The organism is Lactobacillus sp. CBA3606 (genome assembly GCF_002970935.1).
Taxonomy (GTDB): Bacteria; Bacillota; Bacilli; order Lactobacillales; family Lactobacillaceae; genus Lactiplantibacillus.
The window spans coordinates 1,701,408-1,719,730 of sequence record NZ_CP027194.1 but is presented as its reverse complement, the minus strand read 5'-3'; the positions used below and the strand labels follow the sequence as shown (position 1 = coordinate 1,719,730).

At 44.1% G+C, this 18,323-nt stretch carries 13 protein-coding genes, 1 pseudogene and 1 CRISPR repeat array; of the genes and pseudogenes, 2 read left to right on the top strand and 12 right to left on the bottom strand.

What is annotated here, in order from left to right:
- Window positions 1-24: 24 nt before the first annotated feature.
- The 4 genes from C5Z26_RS08395 to C5Z26_RS08380 all read right to left on the bottom strand — a co-directional run bounded on the left by C5Z26_RS08395 (window position 25) and on the right by C5Z26_RS08380 (window position 4,117).
- On the bottom strand, window positions 25-1,560 hold the full coding sequence (locus C5Z26_RS08395; RefSeq protein WP_105449517.1) for a PucR family transcriptional regulator: 1,536 nt from the start codon (window positions 1,558-1,560) through the stop codon (window positions 25-27).
- A gap of 128 nt (window positions 1,561-1,688) precedes the next feature.
- Window positions 1,689-2,345 carry a nitroreductase family protein gene (locus C5Z26_RS08390; protein ID WP_105449516.1) on the bottom strand — a complete coding sequence of 219 codons (657 nt, stop codon included), beginning with the start codon at window positions 2,343-2,345 and terminating at the stop codon, window positions 1,689-1,691.
- A gap of 35 nt (window positions 2,346-2,380) precedes the next feature.
- On the bottom strand, window positions 2,381-3,226 hold the full coding sequence (locus C5Z26_RS08385; protein WP_105449515.1) for an acetoacetate decarboxylase family protein: 846 nt from the start codon (window positions 3,224-3,226) through the stop codon (window positions 2,381-2,383).
- Between the two features lie 30 nt (window positions 3,227-3,256).
- Window positions 3,257-4,117 (bottom strand): SDR family NAD(P)-dependent oxidoreductase, encoded by an 861-nt coding sequence (locus C5Z26_RS08380; protein ID WP_105449514.1) that lies wholly within the window; start codon window positions 4,115-4,117, stop codon window positions 3,257-3,259.
- A 262-nt stretch (window positions 4,118-4,379) separates the two neighbouring features.
- On the opposite strand from C5Z26_RS08380, the gene yaaA reads away from it, so the two are divergent.
- Window positions 4,380-5,129, top strand: a complete 750-nt coding sequence (yaaA, locus tag C5Z26_RS08375) for a peroxide stress protein YaaA (RefSeq protein ID WP_105449513.1) — start codon at window positions 4,380-4,382, stop codon at window positions 5,127-5,129.
- 53 nt (window positions 5,130-5,182) lie between these two features.
- Here the strand turns inward: yaaA and C5Z26_RS08370 are convergent, their stop codons facing one another.
- The gene (locus C5Z26_RS08370) at window positions 5,183-6,223 is read right to left on the bottom strand and encodes a zinc-dependent alcohol dehydrogenase family protein (protein ID WP_105449512.1); all 1,041 of its coding nucleotides are present in this window, start codon (window positions 6,221-6,223) and stop codon (window positions 5,183-5,185) included.
- Between the two features lie 297 nt (window positions 6,224-6,520).
- Here C5Z26_RS08370 and C5Z26_RS08365 point away from each other — a divergent pair, with 297 nt between their 5' ends.
- Window positions 6,521-7,171 (top strand): endonuclease III domain-containing protein, encoded by a 651-nt coding sequence (locus C5Z26_RS08365; protein ID WP_105449511.1) that lies wholly within the window; start codon window positions 6,521-6,523, stop codon window positions 7,169-7,171.
- A gap of 55 nt (window positions 7,172-7,226) precedes the next feature.
- Here C5Z26_RS08365 and C5Z26_RS08360 read toward each other — a convergent pair.
- From C5Z26_RS08360 to cas6e, 7 genes and pseudogenes are all read right to left on the bottom strand, one after another.
- Window positions 7,227-9,187: pseudogene (locus tag C5Z26_RS08360) on the bottom strand (GTP-binding protein).
- A 130-nt stretch (window positions 9,188-9,317) separates the two neighbouring features.
- Window positions 9,318-10,808 (bottom strand): hypothetical protein, encoded by a 1,491-nt coding sequence (locus tag C5Z26_RS08355; RefSeq protein ID WP_105449510.1) that lies wholly within the window; start codon window positions 10,806-10,808, stop codon window positions 9,318-9,320.
- Window positions 10,809-11,034: 226 nt separating this feature from the next.
- Window positions 11,035-12,108 (bottom strand): hypothetical protein, encoded by a 1,074-nt coding sequence (locus C5Z26_RS08350; protein WP_105449509.1) that lies wholly within the window; start codon window positions 12,106-12,108, stop codon window positions 11,035-11,037.
- A gap of 369 nt (window positions 12,109-12,477) precedes the next feature.
- The gene (locus C5Z26_RS08345) at window positions 12,478-12,867 is read right to left on the bottom strand and encodes a zinc-ribbon domain-containing protein (RefSeq protein WP_158682825.1); all 390 of its coding nucleotides are present in this window, start codon (window positions 12,865-12,867) and stop codon (window positions 12,478-12,480) included.
- Window positions 12,868-13,787: 920 nt separating this feature from the next.
- Window positions 13,788-15,770: a CRISPR direct-repeat array (repeat unit 29 nt; unit sequence AGGATCACCCCCACATGCGTGGGGAATAC).
- Window positions 15,771-15,799: 29 nt separating this feature from the next.
- The gene (cas2e, locus tag C5Z26_RS08340; RefSeq protein ID WP_105449507.1) at window positions 15,800-16,693 is read right to left on the bottom strand and encodes a type I-E CRISPR-associated endoribonuclease Cas2e; all 894 of its coding nucleotides are present in this window, start codon (window positions 16,691-16,693) and stop codon (window positions 15,800-15,802) included.
- A complete protein-coding gene (gene cas1e, locus C5Z26_RS08335; RefSeq protein ID WP_105449506.1) occupies window positions 16,690-17,643 on the bottom strand; it encodes a type I-E CRISPR-associated endonuclease Cas1e in 954 nt (317 codons plus the stop codon). The genes cas2e and cas1e overlap by 4 nt, the downstream gene beginning before the upstream one ends.
- Before the next feature lie 3 nt (window positions 17,644-17,646).
- Entirely contained in the window at window positions 17,647-18,318 is a 672-nt protein-coding gene (gene cas6e / locus C5Z26_RS08330; protein WP_105449505.1) for a type I-E CRISPR-associated protein Cas6/Cse3/CasE, read from the bottom strand.
- Window positions 18,319-18,323: the final 5 nt, after the last annotated feature.

The following is an 18,323-nucleotide window of genomic DNA, read 5'->3' as shown; positions in this document are numbered from 1 at the left end:
TTAGGCCAAGCGTTTTTAACGCCATTATTTCGGTTGCACCGACTGTGTTGCCACGCTATCGTTATTATCAATCAAAAATCGCTGTAGTTTAAACCCAGACGCCAACTTAAAACAAGTTTCAGCATCGCGTAAATCACACCCCGTAATGGTCGTAATCGCTTTTAACCGGTTCCGGAGCGTATTCGGATGCACATAAAGTTGTTTGGCCGTGCGCGTCAAATTACACGTCGCCGTTAAATACGCATCCAAAGTTGGCACTAACGTCGTCTTATTCGTTGCATCATAGCTGATTAACGCCTTTAAAGCTGGATTCACAAAAAACGGTAAAATTTCAATATGGTTAACTCGTGCTAACGCTAAGTTATAAAATTCATCCTCGCAAAAAACCACACGCGTGTGAATTGTTTTTAACTTGGCCGTCCGACTGCAGACCAGATAAGCCGCCGCTGTATCTTCTGGACGCACATAATAATTTGAAACGATTAATCGACAATCCGCTTGCTGTGTAATCCGTTGTAACTGGGCTTTAAATTCTGCACTATTATAAGCGGCCAAACTGATCGTCACTAGTGCCAAACAATGTTGCCGATATACCGAAATCAAACTTTGTGTAAACAGTGGTCGTAATAAATACTGCAGCCGCTGTTGCAAAATCATGGGCGCCTGATCGGCTAGGGGGTCGCACTTGATTAAAACCATTTCAGTTGGCAACTTAACGTTTTGTTCTTTAAATTGCGCATCAAAAGTGGCACTTTGCCGTTCCGTTAATAACATATTGAGCAATCGATCCCGTTGCGATGCCGCCGTCGGCATAATTTGGTTCTTAACCAACGACCCTGCAATAATCTTGCTTAAGTCATTAATCAGGAGCGCATGTTGCGTATTTAGTGGCGTCGTCAAAGCGGGCATCACCAGATAACCTAAGGGCTCTTGCCGATGTGCCAATGGTGTGACTAGCATCGGTACCGCTGAAAGCTGATCTGCGGCCACATAGATTTGCGTCAAAAAGTCTAACTTTTCTGGTTCAAAGCCGCGTTCTAATAACCACTTACCAATCTGATTAGTTCCCACGGCCGCCTGGATGCTCGCCCCATTGAGCTTGGTCATATGTGACCGTGATAAGACCTGCCCATTTAAATCAATGATGGCTAACGGGTTTTGAACTAGGCGCACTGCCCGATCAAAAATCGGATCAAAGTCCGCTGTAATCGCATCAATTGCCAAGTCATTGAGGGTCGCTAATCCAGTCGTTGCCGGTTGTAATAACTTTCCGAGCATAAAAAGTAAACGCAACAGTTGATTTTGCGTCTGGGCAACGGTTAGTTGTTTTGCGCCTAGCTGAAGCGTCCCTACCAGCTGCCAAGTCCCCTGTACATCACAACTCAAACGAACTTTTTGGGCAACTGGTAGCTGTAATAATAACGTCTGCGACCCAATCGGCGACCGGTCTTTATTCTCAAACTGCGCTTGGTTTATGACTAATGCTGCCGTCGCCGGTGTTAAACAATCAGTCACCTCGAATTTAGTGGCCAAATGCTGCATCACTTGTTTAAGTTTCATATCGGCTCCTTAGTTGAACTGACTTCGTTGCCTTCATCATAGGCAATGTAAGCGCTGTTGTAAAGAGCACAAAAAAACCTAGGCTGGTTTCCACCTAGGTTAACGATCAATTATACGTTAAATTCAATTTAATCTGCTAAAAAGTCGGTTAACGTCTTTGCATCATACCGATCCGTATGCAATGGTTCACCCGCAGCTTTTCCAAGCGCAATCCCCATCACTGGAATGTAGCGTTTTGGATCAAGGCCTAACGTTGGAATCATATGCTCAAAATCAATCCCTGAAAAGGCATTCGCATCGTAGCCGTGCGCCCGAGCAACTAATAAGAGCTGCATCCCAACGACTGAACAATCAATCGTGGCATCAAACTTCAAAAAGTCCGGCGTCGCATGTTCATACATTGGTAGGAAAGTCCCTAAAATCTGATCCAAGCGTTCTTTAGTAATCTTACCCGCCTTATAAACTTGATTCCAAACGTCACGATAGACGAAATGGGATTGCGTATCACCAGCGATAAAGACAATTGCAGCGGCACTATCCACTTGGGGGTAGTTGAAAGACATGACTGACTGCTTGAATTTTTCCTTAGCAGCTGGGGTATCAATCACCACAAAATGCCAAGATTGTAAATTACAAGCCGAGGGCGCTTTCGCAGCTTCAGCAATCATCGCCTGTAGTTCTGGGCGGGGAATCTTAACTTCTGGATCAAAAGAACGAACTGAGTGGCGGTTAAAAACCACATCTGAAAAATCATTATTAACCATGGTAGGTTTGGTTTGTGTCATCTTAAACCCTTCTTTTCATTAATTTTAACGTGTCCCTAAATCGTATAAGTGGTTGCTTTCGGGTTGAAGAAAGTCCGATCATAGCGACTTGTTAATAATTTTGGCATCGTTGTCGCCGCATCAACTTGTTCTAACTTCAATGTATTGAACATCACCGAGGTGTCAAAGTGGAACCAAGCGGCCCCGAGTGGTTTCAGAACTTTCAATTCGCCAAACGGATCGTCATCTGTCGAATTCATGGTAATCGTTAAATTCCCCGGTTCCACTTGATCAGCTAATGATCGTAGTTGTGTCGCTACAAGTTCAACATTCGTGAAATGATTAGAGCCATCCGGATGTTGATCTAAGTCATAGGTATAGAAGAAACTATTCATTTCAGCTTCCTTACCTAGTGCCAACTGACCGGCAAATTGTTGCATGATCGAAGGATCATTCAGTTCACCAGCTGTCCATGAAACATCCAATAATGTTTTGCCATGGCGTTGAACAGTCGCCGTTGCCGAATTATCGTTACGCCGTAATTCAATGGCATCAGCTAACTTTTTAGGAATCCCAGCACCTTCACGGCCTGCGATAACCCCGCTTTCAGCTCCAGGACCGTGTAGCAATAACGAAATTGGGTAGGCCCCCATCATCTTATCTTTGTAACTGACTAAGGCGAATAAACTTTGTTCCAAGTAAGGGGCACTAAACGTTGGCTTCCCCATATGGACCACATACCCACAAACCACTGGCGCTAATAATTTTAATGGCGCTGGAATTAACTTTTTCAACATGGTTTCATCCGTCGCATAAGCAAACCCAATCCCAGCTTGATCGTTCATACTAGGCAGATTCAAAAAGTTTTTCATATCGTCGTTACTTGCAATAAAACTAGCCATTATTCAACACTCCTTTTTAATTTTCAAGCGTTACATGAGTCCATCCATGACATGTACATCAGGCGCACCATCATGGATAATGCGATCAACTCGATCTGCAATCAATGGGTTAAATTCAGGATGCGTCAGGATATAGAACCGATTATCCTCGAGCGCCTTAAAGACCGTCGCCGCAATCGTATCAATTGGTTTGCCAGACGTAATAACGTACTTCGCAAATTGTTGGCCCTTTAAGTAAGCTTCACTTTGATAGTAAGGGTCCGTGTCGTCGCGATATTGGTCTGGGCGATGATTTTCCGTGTGATAGAGGTCCGTCTGAACAAAACCAGGACACATCACATGCATATCGATATCCGCTTTAATCCGTTGTAGATCATAAGCCGTCGCTTCAGTCATCCCAACTGAAGCAAATTTACTAGCATGGTACGATGGCATGCCGGGGGTGTCGACTAACCCAGCAATCGACGCCACATTTAAAATATCTGCATGCGTCTTCTGCTTCAGCATGATTGGAATAATCCGTTTCATCGCGTAAACTTGGCTCATCAAGTTGATATGCATAATCCATTCCCAGTCGCGCGTTGGTAATTCCCAAATCCGCCCAGGTAACGCAATACCGGCATTATTGACCAACAAATCAATCTGACCAAATTTGGCCATGGTTTGATCGACCGCCGCATTCACTGCGGCTTCTTTGGTGACATCTGCGCCAATCATAATGGCAGTGGCACCGGCATCTGTGACAGCTTGATAAGTTGTTTTTAAGGCCGGTTCATCAATATCAACCATGGCAATCCGCATGCCACGTTTCGCCCCTGCTTCAGCAATAACTTGCCCGAATCCATGGGCCGCACCGGTAATAAACATGACTTTATCTTTAAAATCTTTCATGAAAAATAACCTCCTTGATGACGCACACCTGATTGTGAATGATTTAATTATATTTAATAGATACTGTGATAATATCAATAACTAGTTATTCCTTACTACGCCTAAATGATAACACTTACATTGCACTTGGATAAGAGACAATAGCTACAGTATTTGGCCCGAAAGACTGTACATTTTTCACATAGTAAAGTCAATTTACGACATTAACAGCTAAAATATGCTAAACTGAATTTCTGATTAGCTCTGAAAGAAGGCGTGCTTCATCAAAATTATCATTGCACCCGCTAAAAAAATGATTGTAGATTCCGATAGTTTTGCTGTCACTGCTTTACCCTCATCCTTAGCCCAAACAACTCTGATTCTGCAGGCTTTACGCCGATTATCCTATCCAGCAGCTAAGGCCCTTTGGCATTGTAGCGATCGATTGGCCCAAGTTAACTATGATTGGCTCCAACGTTTGGAACTCACAACGGCTTTGACGCCCGCTTTACTCAGCTTTAGCGGCATTCAGTATCAATATATGGCCCCTGATATTTTTACGGCACCGGCGCTAACCTATTGTCAGGACCATTTGCGACTTTTATCTGGTTTTTACGGTTGCTTGCGTCCATTTGATGGCGTCGTGCCCTACCGGTTAGAATTTCAGGCCAAGTTAGCCGTTGCCGGCACCCACAATCTCTATGAATTCTGGGGCAACCGCCTTTACCAAGCCTTACAATTAGGCCCGACTGAACCGGTGATTAACTTGGCTTCAGAGGAATATGCCAAAGCCATTTATCCTTACATGCAGCCACAACAGCCCTTTATTACGATTGTCTTTGCCAGCTTAGTTAATGGGCAACTAAAGACCAAGGCCACCCGTGCTAAAATGGCGCGAGGCGCGATGGTCCGCTTCCTCGCAGAACACCAAGTGACCGAGCCCGCTACCATTCAGCAATTCGATCACCCTGATTATCACTTCGATTCGGCTCGCTCAACAGCCACTCGGCTCGTCTTTTGCGACCAAAAATAACCTCGTTTAATCAGTGCGCTGATTAAACGAGGTTATTTTTTAATACGATTTAGTTAGTCACTAATTACTAACAATGACTTAATAGCAGTTCGTTGATCCATCGCCGTATAAGCGTCTTGAATATGGTCCAAATCAAACCGTTGTGTAAAGACCTTACCCGGATGAATGGCGCCTTTTAAGACAGCGTCCAATAAGACTTGCCGATCAGCGGTCGTAACCGCGGCAATCCCGCCCCGTAAGCCGATGTTTTTCCAGAAAAGATTGTTCGTATTCATCTCAGCCTTTTGTGGCACCCCAACGCGCCCAACTACAGCGCCTGGTCGGCCAACTTGAACAGCGGTATCAACAGATTGCGCGGTCCCGACACATTCTAAGACAGCATCAGCGCCGGCGCCGGCCGTTAACGCCATAACTCGCTCAACAGCCGCGGTTCCACGTTCGGCAACGATATCAGTTGCACCAAATTCCTGTGCTAATTGTTGCCGATCAGCGTGCCGGCTCATCGCAATAATTCGCTGCGCACCTAATAATTTGGCCGCAATCACGCCACATAACCCCACGGCACCATCGCCCATCACGACGACGGTATCACCAGCTTTAACTTCCGCACTAACGGCCGCATGGTACCCGGTCGCCATTACGTCGGATAACGCCAATAAATCATTTAATTGAGCATCGGTATAATCAGCCGGTTGGCCGGGAATCTTGACTAAAGCCCAATCAGCGTTCGTAAACCGTAAATATTCACCTTGATAGCCGACTACTTCAGAGTCAGTATTATTTTGACAATCACCATCAAAACCAGCTAAACAAGCGGCACAATGCCCACAACCATGGGTAAACGGCGCAATCACAAAATCACCCGGCTGCACGTTCGTCACTTCAGCGCCGACACTTTCAACAATCCCAATCGCTTCGTGGCCGGCGGGACTATTGGCTGGTCGCTTGGCTAAACCGCGATACCACCAAAGGTCGGACCCACAAACACAAGCCCGGACTACCTTTAAGACGGCATCCGTTGGCGCTTTAATCGTCGCTTTAGGTAAGTCCTGTGCAACCATTTTTCCAGGTTCAATAAATACTGCTGTTTTCATCATTAATCACTCCTAATCTAAATTTGTTAACGCCATTAAGTGTACCCCTTAAAGTGAACTTTAACGCAACCGACTAACTTTAAACAACCAAATTTTGGTTGTTTTTTTACTTGTCATTAGGTTGGTGCGAGTGGATCCACATTACCAGCCGCACTTAAGCTTGCTAAACGACACTTGTTTAGCTAGCTGAATTTTTGTTCAGTTTACTGTTCTGAGATAATGATAGTCTTAAATCAATAAACATTGTATGATAGCAGGTAAGTAACACTATCAAGAATGGAAAGGCGTGGGGACAATATGTTAAAAGACCACCAGATTGTTTGGGCAATTCATCAAATGGAAGCTGAGATTGGACCAGTGGGGCCGTCATTAGACTCGCGCACCCCGTTTCAATATCTGGTCTCCGTAATTTTAAGCGCGCAAGCGACGGACGTTTCTGTTAACAAGGTGACGCCGCGTTTATTTGCGGCTTACCCAACGCCAAAGGACTTAATGGTGGCGGATGTCACCGCTGTTGAAGACATTATCAGAAGTGTGGGCTTGTTTCATAATAAGGCCAAGAACATCATCAAGACAGCGCGAATCGTACATGAAGACTTACATGACGTCGTGCCAACCACCCGTAAAGGCCTGATGGCGTTACCTGGGGCCGGACGAAAAACCGCCAATGTCGTTTTGAGCGATGTCTTTGAGCAACCCACCTTCGCAGTGGATACCCATGTTTCAGCCATCGCCAAACGTCTGTACTTTGTCGATCAATCCGCCTCACCTTTGCAGGTTGAAAATAAGATTGTCGGAGTACTAGCACCAGCGGAATTACATCAAGCACATCACACAATGATTGAATACGGTCGTAAGTATTCCATGAAGCTCACACCGGCTAAAGAAGTCTGCCAGCTAATCATTGATTGCGACAAGCTGAATGAAGAAAACGAGGCTGAAGTCTAAAGCAGTTAGCTAATGAAAAGCGTGAGACAAGAATTTATTTGTCCCACGCTTTTCGTTAGCTCAATTTTTCTAAAGCAGCGGCTGTATACGTATAAGGCACGTGCGCCATTGCCGGCACTGCATCCCATGGCACGGGATAGCCAGCACCATGGGCACAGAAAACCGAATCCGGTGTATTCTCTAAGTCCGCTACTGGCTGATAAGCCATATCCGCAATAACTGCCGTGGCATTATGGCAGGGGCGATAACCATCAACAATACATTCCAGTTGTCCTTGACCATGTGTATACGCTTGAACCACCTGCGAATAAGCCTGCATTTCGGCCACCGGTGCCACGCCAGTAATTGTCGTTAAAGTCGCATCATGACCAGCTTCTGGCGGCTCAAAAGTCCCATGCATTCGTTGGATATCTGTCAATGCGCGGCCAACTTGGTCGGTGCCAATTAACAGATTGAACCGATACCACGGTTCAAGCAATTGGCATTGCTCAGTTGTTTGCAGCATCATCAGACCTTGCCGGACCGCCCGCCACGTTGCTTCCCGAAAATCACCACCAACTGAATGCACATTACTAGCTTTACCACTAACTAGTGTGATTTTCAGATCGGTCAACGGTGAGCCGGTCAATACCCCGAGTTGAGACTTAGCTTGCAAGTTACTTAAAACTTGATGTTGCCAATTACGGCCTAACACTTCCAAATCACATTGTGACGCTATCGTTAGCCCACTGCCGGGTGCGGTCGGTTCCAATAGCAAATGGACTTCTGCATAGTGCCTTAAAGGTTCAAAATGTCCGACGCCTTCCACAGCATGCGTGATTGTTTCCTTATAAAGAATTCGGCCCTCATCGAACCCAATATCCAAGTTAAACCGATCATGCAGTAATTGTTGTAAAATTTCGAGTTGGACCTGCCCCATCAGCTGTAACCGAATGGCTTGCAACTGTTCAGACCAAACCACATGCAATTGAGGATCTTCATCAGCTAACTGCCGTAAAATCTGTAAACACGTCTGGCTATCATGGCCTTTAAGATCCAGCGCATAGTTTAAGACCGGTTGGATTTCCGGTGGCCGACCAGCCGGTTCAGTCCCTAAGCCTTGCCCCGGGTACGTCCCCGTTAAGCCGGGAACAACTCCCACCATGCCAGCTGACAAAGTCGGTAACGACTTAAATTTTGTGCCATTATAACTACGAATCTGGTTCACTTTTTGACCATCTAAAAGCACCGCTTTAGTCGCCAAGGTCCCCCGGTCAAGCGTAGCCACGTCAGGCGTTCACCTTGTTCATCATGCGAGATTTTAAAAACCCGCGCCCCGAATTTTTTGGGATACGCTGCCGGTTGCATCCAGTGATCCAGTCCGGCAAGTAAGGCTGTGACACCAGTCGTTTTAAGCGCCGCTCCGAAATAACAAGGAAAGACTTCTCGCTGTTGAATCATTTGGCGAATCGTCTCATCACCGAGTTGCTCCGTCTCCAAGTAATTCGCTAACACCGTGTCATTTTGCATCGCCATCGTCTCATAAGTCGCCGTCGTTAAGGTATTAACTCCAAAATCAACACACCCAGCCGCTAATTCTTGTTGCAATTGTTGTAAAATTGCCGCTCGATCAGTCTCTGGCGCATCCATTTTATTCACAAAAATAACTGTTGGCACATGATAATGCGCCAGCAACCGCCATAAAGTCCGCGTATAGCCTTGGACGCCATCCGTGGCTGAGACAACTAAAATGGCAACATCTAAAACGCTTAAAACTTGTTCCGTTTGGGTGGCAAAATCCACGTGTCCCGGGGTATCCAATAACGTGAGATCTAGATTTTGATAATGTAAATTCGCTTGATGTGAAAAAATTGTAATGCCGCGTTGCTTTTCAAGGTCATCCGAATCCAAAAAAGCATTGCGTTTATCCACCCGACCTAATTGTCGTAATGCACCGGCTTGATATAACATCGCTTCTGAAAGCGTCGTTTTTCCGGCATCCACATGGGCAATAATCCCAGCTACTACTGTCGTCATCATTCAGGACTCCTCTCATTTCATTTATCTCAACTATCATACTACGCTACTTAAAAAGATGGGGCCTTAGCCTGATTACTAACAAAAAACACGCTAGAAATTTTTATTTCCCAACGTGTTAATCACTAAATTATCGCATCATTTGCATCATTTCGGGCCCTTTATTAGTTAACACATAACCCGTTGCGGACCGGTGTTTAAAGACTAAGCCTTCAAATTCACGATTCCCGCTAAAATTGCTAGCACTCACATCGCTCGTGCGCAATTTGCCCAACCGATTCGTTGGAATCGAGAAAATACTTTCATCCGCCGCTAAGTAGAGCCGATGATCGCTTGTATTATAGCTCATCGACTGGAGCACCTGTCCCGGCGCTTTGTTGATGCCTTGCATCACGAGTTTAAAGTGTACATTACTCGTGCTTAACTTACCCTGATAAATTTTAACTGAGTTAACGCCCGCTCTAGGCCAGGCCGTCTTCATTTGCGCCCAGAAATAAGCATTCCCAGCAGCGTCAAAAGTTAACACGCTACCCATATGCACATTTGATTTTAGTTGGAACCGCACAGCGGCGTTTGGTCTTAACGTCGTGCCATTTAACCGTTCGGCCGTCGCTTGATACCCATTTTTGTACGCTTTGATAAACCATAATTCATTCGTTTTCGGGTTTAACGCCAACGACTGTGCATGACCGGTTGCAAACCGTGGTCCAACTTTGATACAAGCTAAGACTTGCCGATCAAAGGCCGTCGTTGTTCCATGCCAATACCGATTAGTTGCTCGCCGCAACATATCCATCCGACCGGCCTTTGAGGCGCCCAAGCTGGTTAATCGATTCCAGTCATAGCGAATCACCCAGCCCGGCTGACTATCATTATTCGCTTTCGTATTATCGGTATACATCACGTATAAATAATGGTCATCTTTTGAGAACGTGGCACTTTGGGGATTGCCTAACACACTCTTGCTGGTAAACCGATGCGCTGGCGTACTCTTATAATCGATTGGTAAATACATGCTGGTTTTAAGGGTATAACGACTAGTCTTATCCCGTGTCCGCCGTAACAAACCCAAAGTTTCGGGATTCGTTTGGAAGCTACCAAGCTTTTTATACGAGGGCATGTATTGATACTTGATGGGACCCATCATATAATTGCCAATCTTCACCGTTGAAAAAGCCCGCGTTGAATAAGCTGATAAATTCATCCCATCAACTTTATATTGGCCCATTCCGTTACTATTTCCCGTCTTAAGTGCGCGGCCAAAAGCTGATTTCAAGCTGTTGCTTAACACCCAGCCCGTCACTTTACCATGTTTCGAATTTTGCACGTAATAGTAATGGTACGATTTTTTCCCCCGTTTGAGGGTCATTTGTTTGGTTGCTTTCCAGTTAGTCTGCGTATAGTTTTTCAATGAATGGTTAGCGCGTAACTTCGTTTTTTTAGCGGCCCCGCTAATCTGATAAACTTTAGCCGTTCTATTCGTTGAATAATACCATCTGGTCGCAAAACTAGTGATTTTTGACCGTTGATACGTCGTCGCCGCTTGTCCGTTGAGCCCCATCCCAACCAACAAACCAACCACCATGACTACTACTAATAGCATTTGTTGCTTAAGTTTCATGAGTTAACTTCCCCGACCTTTTATTTAAAATGACATAATCCAGTTATTATTTTAACATTAACTGCAATTGATTAGGTTGGTATTTCTTAAAAATCACTCATGGTTTTAATAGAATTTTTACGGTATTGACCACCTGTTACTCAAAAGGCTTTAAATTGTTTCACGTGAAACAATTGTCACCTTGAGTAACAGACTACAATTATCGTTTTTGCCTAAAGCTATGACTTTAGTGCACTAAAGCGTTAGCACTACTAGTCACGTAATACTTGTAACTATTCTCTAACGCCATAAATAAGCGCTCACCATTCTGAATAGCGCCTTGATCCTCAATCGAAAATAGATAGCCTTGAAAAAGACGAAAAAAAGTCGGTGTCGCATCAAACAGCCGATTTTCTTGATAGCAGTTAATCAGACAAGCCAGCAAGCTTTCTTGTGTCCAATGTCGTAATCGTCGATTATAGTTCACTACCATATTATGATGAATTTGCAAAATCAATGACTCATAAACTGTCCAATCTGATTGTGCTAATTCATCTTCAACTGCCATTTGAAAGTCATTAAGTAAGCGATGGGCTTGCTTCAATTCTAAGTCTAACTGATGCTGATCCAGCCCCTTTTTTAATTTCACCGGTTTCTGAGGTGAAAAATTAGCCAGCGCTGATTGCGGTCGGTTCATCTTAGCTAAGACAATTTTCGCCTTTTTGACATCAATTGTATAGTTCGGTTTAGTGAAAATTTTGTCGGCTTGTTTGCGCCCCTGACTGAATAACATCATTTCTTGGTTAAAATCATGCTCATCAGCCTGCCGAGCGTTGACTACACCGATTAAAGCTTGATTCCCAATCCGCTGAAGAACAGCGTATGCTTGGGCATTAAGGATCTGATTGTCTAACAGGAATTTTAGTAGCAAATGAAATACCTTTGCTAAATCAATAATTGCTGTCATATTTAAGCGCTTGGCAAATATCCAACAAATAAAGAAATTAAAAGCAATATCATCGTCTGCCTGTTCCGTTAGTTTGAGACCATCGACATCATCAGCCGCTCGTAAAATATGACCAAGTATGTCGTCCTTTTCCATAAAAAAGGCATACGCCAACTGTAACTGAGCTGGACTATGTTTTGCTGCAATTTGATCAATAAACCGATTAAAATCAATACCACTATATTGTGGCTGTGTGAAAAAAGGTGTGATAGCAGCGTCTTGTAGAATAACCGGAGAATTTTGAAAAAAGTCTGCAATCCTTATTGGTTCTGGTTCGCCATACATTTTGTTAAAGCTCGCTTCATCAGGAGACATGGCAAAAATCCTCTCATAAAATAAAATTTTTTAAGCTATCGTTTAGCTTACATTCTTTACTGGTAAAATAGTCAAATGGACCGTAAGTACCAGATTTCATTCTTTAGTCTATAATAAGCCCTTATTATAATCTATAGGTTAAACTAAACCCGAAAAAAATAAAACTGTTTGAATCATCTTCTGAGTTAGACGTAACTTGAAAAGAAGACACCCCTACTGACAATTCCACTATCGCCTATTTATGCTGATAGATGTAAACCACATCGTCAGCATAACATTACCAATTAACAGAAAATGTGAAATAAGCCCCTAAAGCTAATTTTGTTCAGCCTTAGGAACCTATTTTATATTTAATAATTATTTTTCAATTTAGATTGCACCAAAGAATCCTTCAGAAAATCCGGTTAATCCTAGAATAATAAAAATAATAGCAAAAACAATTAAAACCGTCCCTGCAACCGTTCGGTGCTTTTTAATCACCATAGCGCCTAGAACAATTGAAATCACGCCAATAATTGGAACAAAAAGCGCAATAACAGCTGCAACCCAGCCCCAGAATACTAACCAACCAGTTTTTTCATCAGCTTTCGCTTGAACTGGCTCTTGATAATTGTTAACCGTTTGTGTAGCTGTAGGCTGTGGTGTTACTGTATTTTGTTCCTGATTATTAGGTTGTTTTGCGCCACATTTTGGACAAAAATCAACGTCACTAGAAATCTTTTCCCCACACTTAAAACAAAATCTTGTTGTCTCTTCCATTCTAATCCTCCAAGTACGATCAGCTTTTAAAGTCATCAGTATTTAGACTAGGCTACTCATTAATGATCCTTAACCCATCTATCGACGTGTGAAACGCATAATTTTCATTAACATGATAAGGAATGTAATAAGATCTGCCTTGTTCTAGTTTAGATGAACATCACTGAAATGTAAACTACCCTCATAATTTTTTTGCATAATACCAATCATTAATTTCCAGTTTTTTCATATATGCAAGAGTAAGCCTGTTTCACGTGAAATAATGTCTCCTAAAACTAGTTAGATGCTGTGAAAGATATATAGCCGATTAAAAAAAGACTTAATAAAAATTGTGCTTTAAGCACCGTTTCACTAAGGTTTCTAAATTTAATCAGTTAATTTCTTTTTAGAACTGAGTATTCTAGCTATAGTAGGCTATTACTATATGGCACAATCAGTACCCGTTATTACCGAATTTATTTTTAACGATACCAGTTTTCAATAACTCATTCGAGGCATCTTTCAGGAGTTGCTACAACTGAAGCCTACGTTTAGACGTTATGGGAAGCGTCGCTGTAATCGGCTTAAAAGGAGCCATCTACCAATTCCAGTATATCTGTCATATAATAACAAATTAACGCCGTCGTAAAAGCTACTCAATCAAGATTATTGAATGGTAAGGTCAGATAATTTTCCGCTTTCAAGTGTCCAATACAGCATTAGCGGTAATTAAAGCTATTTGTTTATTACCATCTTGAAATGATTGTATCTTAGGTAGGTCTACAAATACCCGTATTTGAAGATTACTAATATCCGTTGAATCTGATAGCTTTTTTCAATGAGTCTTTATTCACAATTTTCTTCGTCATTAGAATAATTATAAGACTACCCCACATGCGTGGGGAATACAAAAAAACATACACGCTCAAGACCGTCGTCAAGGGATCACCCCCACATGCGTGGGGAATACGATTTGAATATCCGCTTCGTCAGTAAGCTGACGGGATCACCCCCACATGCGTGGGGAATACGACCTTCCCATCAGTGATATTCGCATTGCTTGGGGATCACCCCCACATGCGTGGGGAATACTTGAGGTGCATACGGGATTAGATGTTCGGGCTGGGGATCACCCCCACATGCGTGGGGAATACTGTGCTCCGTCAGACATATCTTTCCCATACGTGGGATCACCCCCACATGCGTGGGGAATACGGTAAAAGTGATCTGCAATTCATCTTTGACTGAGGATCACCCCCACATGCGTGGGGAATACCATCAATCAAGTAGGAATATACGTTAGCCGTGAGGATCACCCCCACATGCGTGGGGAATACCATCAATCAAGTAGGAATATACGTTAGCCGTGAGGATCACCCCCACATGCGTGGGGAATACTTATAGATGTCAATGATATTTTATAGAAAAATGGGATCACCCCCACATGCGTGGGGAATACATCAAGAATTGAAAAGTTTATCAACGTTGCTTAGGATCACCCCCACATGCGTGGGGAATACAAGAGGCGCTAGATCAGATTAAAGGTGATTTTGGGATCACCCCCACATGCGTGGGGAATACAAGGTGCTGTTATATCTGCTTCCTTGGTTTCTAGGATCACCCCCACATGCGTGGGGAATACAGAAAGCGGGTAAGATAGAGTGAAATTAACCGAGGATCACCCCCACATGCGTGGGGAATACCTTCGGTTTACACAGCTAAACAAATGGTGCCAGGGATCACCCCCACATGCGTGGGGAATACCCGCCCTTTTCCGTTTTCATGAAATTAATTTTAGGATCACCCCCACATGCGTGGGGAATACCATCATCTAATAACGGTGGGAGCACGGTTGTTGGGATCACCCCCACATGCGTGGGGAATACCTCAAATATGACTGTGTCCATTTTGAATTATCGGGATCACCCCCACATGCGTGGGGAATACGAGAACCCCAGACGTGGCACGCTAGGCCAGAAAGGATCACCCCCACATGCGTGGGGAATACCTTAATAATTTGGTCATCAGTTTTAGCTTTATAGGATCACCCCCACATGCGTGGGGAATACTTAACTGAACTTGAATAGCTGAAATTATAATCAGGATCACCCCCACATGCGTGGGGAATACAATGCTAACGGGTTTTATAACCGGATTAGTAAAGGATCACCCCCACATGCGTGGGGAATACTTGGATATGACAACATTGACGATTGTTTTGTCAGGATCACCCCCACATGCGTGGGGAATACTCAACCGCACTTGCTGATAGCGCCGTTTCTGGAGGATCACCCCCACATGCGTGGGGAATACATAAAGGGTGACCTGCCGATTCTGTTTGTGATAGGATCACCCCCACATGCGTGGGGAATACGTAGAAGTTTCTACGCTTGGAAGAGTTCGAACGGGATCACCCCCACATGCGTGGGGAATACTTTACTTTTCCTTCTAAATTGAAGGTAAATTTAGGATCACCCCCACATGCGTGGGGAATACTGAAAGGGGAATTGGTAGTGAAACGAACGACGAGGATCACCCCCACATGCGTGGGGAATACAACTTACTGAATAACATGGATGGATCGTTAACAGGATCACCCCCACATGCGTGGGGAATACCACCGGCATTGGTAGCGTCATTCGCGGCTATGAGGATCACCCCCACATGCGTGGGGAATACTACGCAGCCAAGTGCCAATGATGCCCTGCCATTAGGATCACCCCCACATGCGTGGGGAATACCTTACAACCCTTGGTAGAGTAGGGTTACAAGTGGGATCACCCCCACATGCGTGGGGAATACCCTTTCTTAGACCAAATTAGATTGTCGGCTCGAGGATCACCCCCACATGCGTGGGGAATACGACACATGCACGGCTGGTGGACTAAAAGTTAAAGGATCACCCCCACATGCGTGGGGAATACACTAAAGAATCACTGTTATACCGCGGTTCTTAAATTTTCAAAACCCTGTTTTCAATTAACTTGTCTGCTAATGTGAACGTTGCCGTCGCATCTGAAAGTGCATTATGTGGCGTATTATTTTTGATACCGTATTCACTCAATACAGTTGATAGCCGGTAATTATCTAAAAATTTATTCGATTTTTTGACCATCGGTAGCAAATCTAACCACTGATTAGCTAAATCAGTTTGCCCGACTTGCTCAAAACCAGTTGTCAGAAAAAGCTCATCAAATCGCAAATTGTAACCGACGATGGGTAAATCACCGACGAACGCTTGCAATGCTTGTAACCCCGCAGCTAAGCTAACGCCGGTCGTGTTCAACATTTCAGTAGTGAGCTGTGTGAGCGCCGTGATTTTTTTTGGCACTGCCGATTTGATCTGAATTAACTGATAAAAATGATCCACTTGATTCGCATCTAATCGTCTAACGGCACCGATTGATATGATGGCATCTTTAGCCGCATCTAAGCCGGTCGTTTCAAGATCAATCGTTACTAACGGTGACAACTTAGTTGGCAATGACGTTCGATTAGCCGCTTTACGGGTCATAACTTTTGCTCGATGAAACTTCGCGGCATCACTAAATCCATGTTTGACATTGCCAGTCGCAACATTCAAATGCATCATCAATGGTAAGCCATCAAAATCAAGGACTGCTCGATCTTGACGCGTTGTTTTAAACTGATAACCTAATTCATTATTCGCATTATAGACCATGGTAGCTTCACCGCGACCAATATTTTCCATAATCCGAGTCCATAATGCATCGCGAATTCGCGCACTAACATTACCCACATAAACACCTGTCTGAATCTCTTGATACCATTTCGTTAAATCACCTTGCAGCGACTTTGGCACTTTAGTCAGCGTTATCACAATCATGAGCGTTCATCTACTGGCAGTTCATGATACTGAACACCGAATTTTTGCAATCCCATCTTATCGTCCCATAAATTAACAACGCCAACATCATCTTCAACTATTGGCAGGCCCAAAAGTGCTTTTAAATCTTTGACCATGCGAATTAATAATTTACCGTCAACAAAAGTATCACGCATCGCCAACCGGGTTCGACTACCAATGTCTGGGTCATCTCCAAATTCAGCAGCAACCCTAAACGCCGTTGGAATCGAAAATTCAGCCTTATATAAATCAGCAAAATCGTAAACAAAGGCCAAGTCATGCCCAGTGTGCACAAAACCAAGCCCCGCTGAAGCACCCATTGCGGCAATCACACTATAGCTCAACCCATATAAAGCCTGATGTGCAGCCGTTAATGCTTTGTTAATTGGCGTACCAGCCTCAAAATCATCTGGATTGTACTCACGTTTTTCCCAGTCCACACCAGTTTCACGGGATTGTTTTAAATAAACTTGACGCACACGTGCACCTTCCTTGCCGCGTAATGCTTGCATCGTAAGCTCCGAAACGTCATCATTAGGAAAACGCATCTGATACATCTGCCGCGCAACCATGAGTCGTGACCGTTGATTAGATACTAACTTGGCCTGTGCCTCAAGTAAGGTTGAGGAATGATTCAATGAACGACCAGCTGCGTATTGCCGGACCCCATATTCACCAACCCAGACAACACCCAAACCGGATTCACCAATGAGTTCCATGGCCCGATGTGTCACATCAACGCCTGGACCGAGCATAAGCACACTGATTATCGTCGCTGGAACATAGACCACACCCCGCTGATCTGTAACTTGAATCGCACTATTTTGACGATTTAACTTGGCATGTTCCAAGTATAAAAAAGTAACTCGATCACGAACTCGTCCTAACTCATAGCGTTCTGGGTGCTTAGCACCAATTTGTTTAGCCATTTGCTAATCCTCCGGGATAACCGTCATTAAGCCCATTCCAAAGGCTTTTTCACGACCAAGTCCTTTAATCAAGGTTTGCTTAAAATCAGCCACATCAGTGATTATTAAGACGCCCTCAAAAGTCACCCGACTCAAGCGGACACCCCGACCAGCTTTGCGATGCAAGACGGGCCATTCTCGACTAACAATATCGAAGGTTCGCGACTCCTGTAAGTCCGATACATCAGCTGCCACTGGCGTGCTTAACTGAAAGCCTGCTTTTTCAGCACGATCCATTAACCATTGTCGTTGCTGGTCAATCGTAATATGTGGGACCACTCGACCTTGCGCTTTACCTGGTTGACTGATGGTATGCGTGGGATTAGCCGTTAATCGAAATCGCATCCGTTGCCCGACCTGTAGCTTGTCTAAGAATTGATCATACGACTTCGTTATCGCCGTTCCGGGCACGCCGTATTTTACCAGCAAGTCTAAATCGGGCTTAGCGGCACTCAACACTAACAAATATTTTCTGCCGGCCAATTCATCAAGCCGCCATAAATGCCGATTCCGTTGTCCCGCGACTAGTTCAGCCGGAAAACTCTGTTCAACCCAATTATGAAAGGCCCCAAGATGTGTTAAATCTTTGATTTTATACCGATTGTTATAATCAATTTCAACTCTTGATAAATACATACTTG

Coding starts and splice junctions, on each gene's coding strand:
- C5Z26_RS08395 (WP_105449517.1), bottom strand. CDS start 1,560: ATGAAACTTAAACAAGTGATGCAGCATTTGGCCACTAAATTCGAGGTG.
- C5Z26_RS08390 (WP_105449516.1), bottom strand. CDS start 2,345: ATGACACAAACCAAACCTACCATGGTTAATAATGATTTTTCAGATGTG.
- C5Z26_RS08385 (WP_105449515.1), bottom strand. CDS start 3,226: ATGGCTAGTTTTATTGCAAGTAACGACGATATGAAAAACTTTTTGAAT.
- C5Z26_RS08380 (WP_105449514.1), bottom strand. CDS start 4,117: ATGAAAGATTTTAAAGATAAAGTCATGTTTATTACCGGTGCGGCCCAT.
- C5Z26_RS08370 (WP_105449512.1), bottom strand. CDS start 6,223: ATGAAAACAGCAGTATTTATTGAACCTGGAAAAATGGTTGCACAGGAC.
- C5Z26_RS08365 (WP_105449511.1), top strand. CDS start 6,521: ATGTTAAAAGACCACCAGATTGTTTGGGCAATTCATCAAATGGAAGCT.
- C5Z26_RS08355 (WP_105449510.1), bottom strand. CDS start 10,808: ATGAAACTTAAGCAACAAATGCTATTAGTAGTAGTCATGGTGGTTGGT.
- C5Z26_RS08350 (WP_105449509.1), bottom strand. CDS start 12,108: ATGTCTCCTGATGAAGCGAGCTTTAACAAAATGTATGGCGAACCAGAA.
- C5Z26_RS08345 (WP_158682825.1), bottom strand. CDS start 12,867: ATGGAAGAGACAACAAGATTTTGTTTTAAGTGTGGGGAAAAGATTTCT.
- cas2e (WP_105449507.1), bottom strand. CDS start 16,693: ATGATTGTGATAACGCTGACTAAAGTGCCAAAGTCGCTGCAAGGTGAT.
- cas1e (WP_105449506.1), bottom strand. CDS start 17,643: ATGGCTAAACAAATTGGTGCTAAGCACCCAGAACGCTATGAGTTAGGA.
- cas6e (WP_105449505.1), bottom strand. CDS start 18,318: ATGTATTTATCAAGAGTTGAAATTGATTATAACAATCGGTATAAAATC.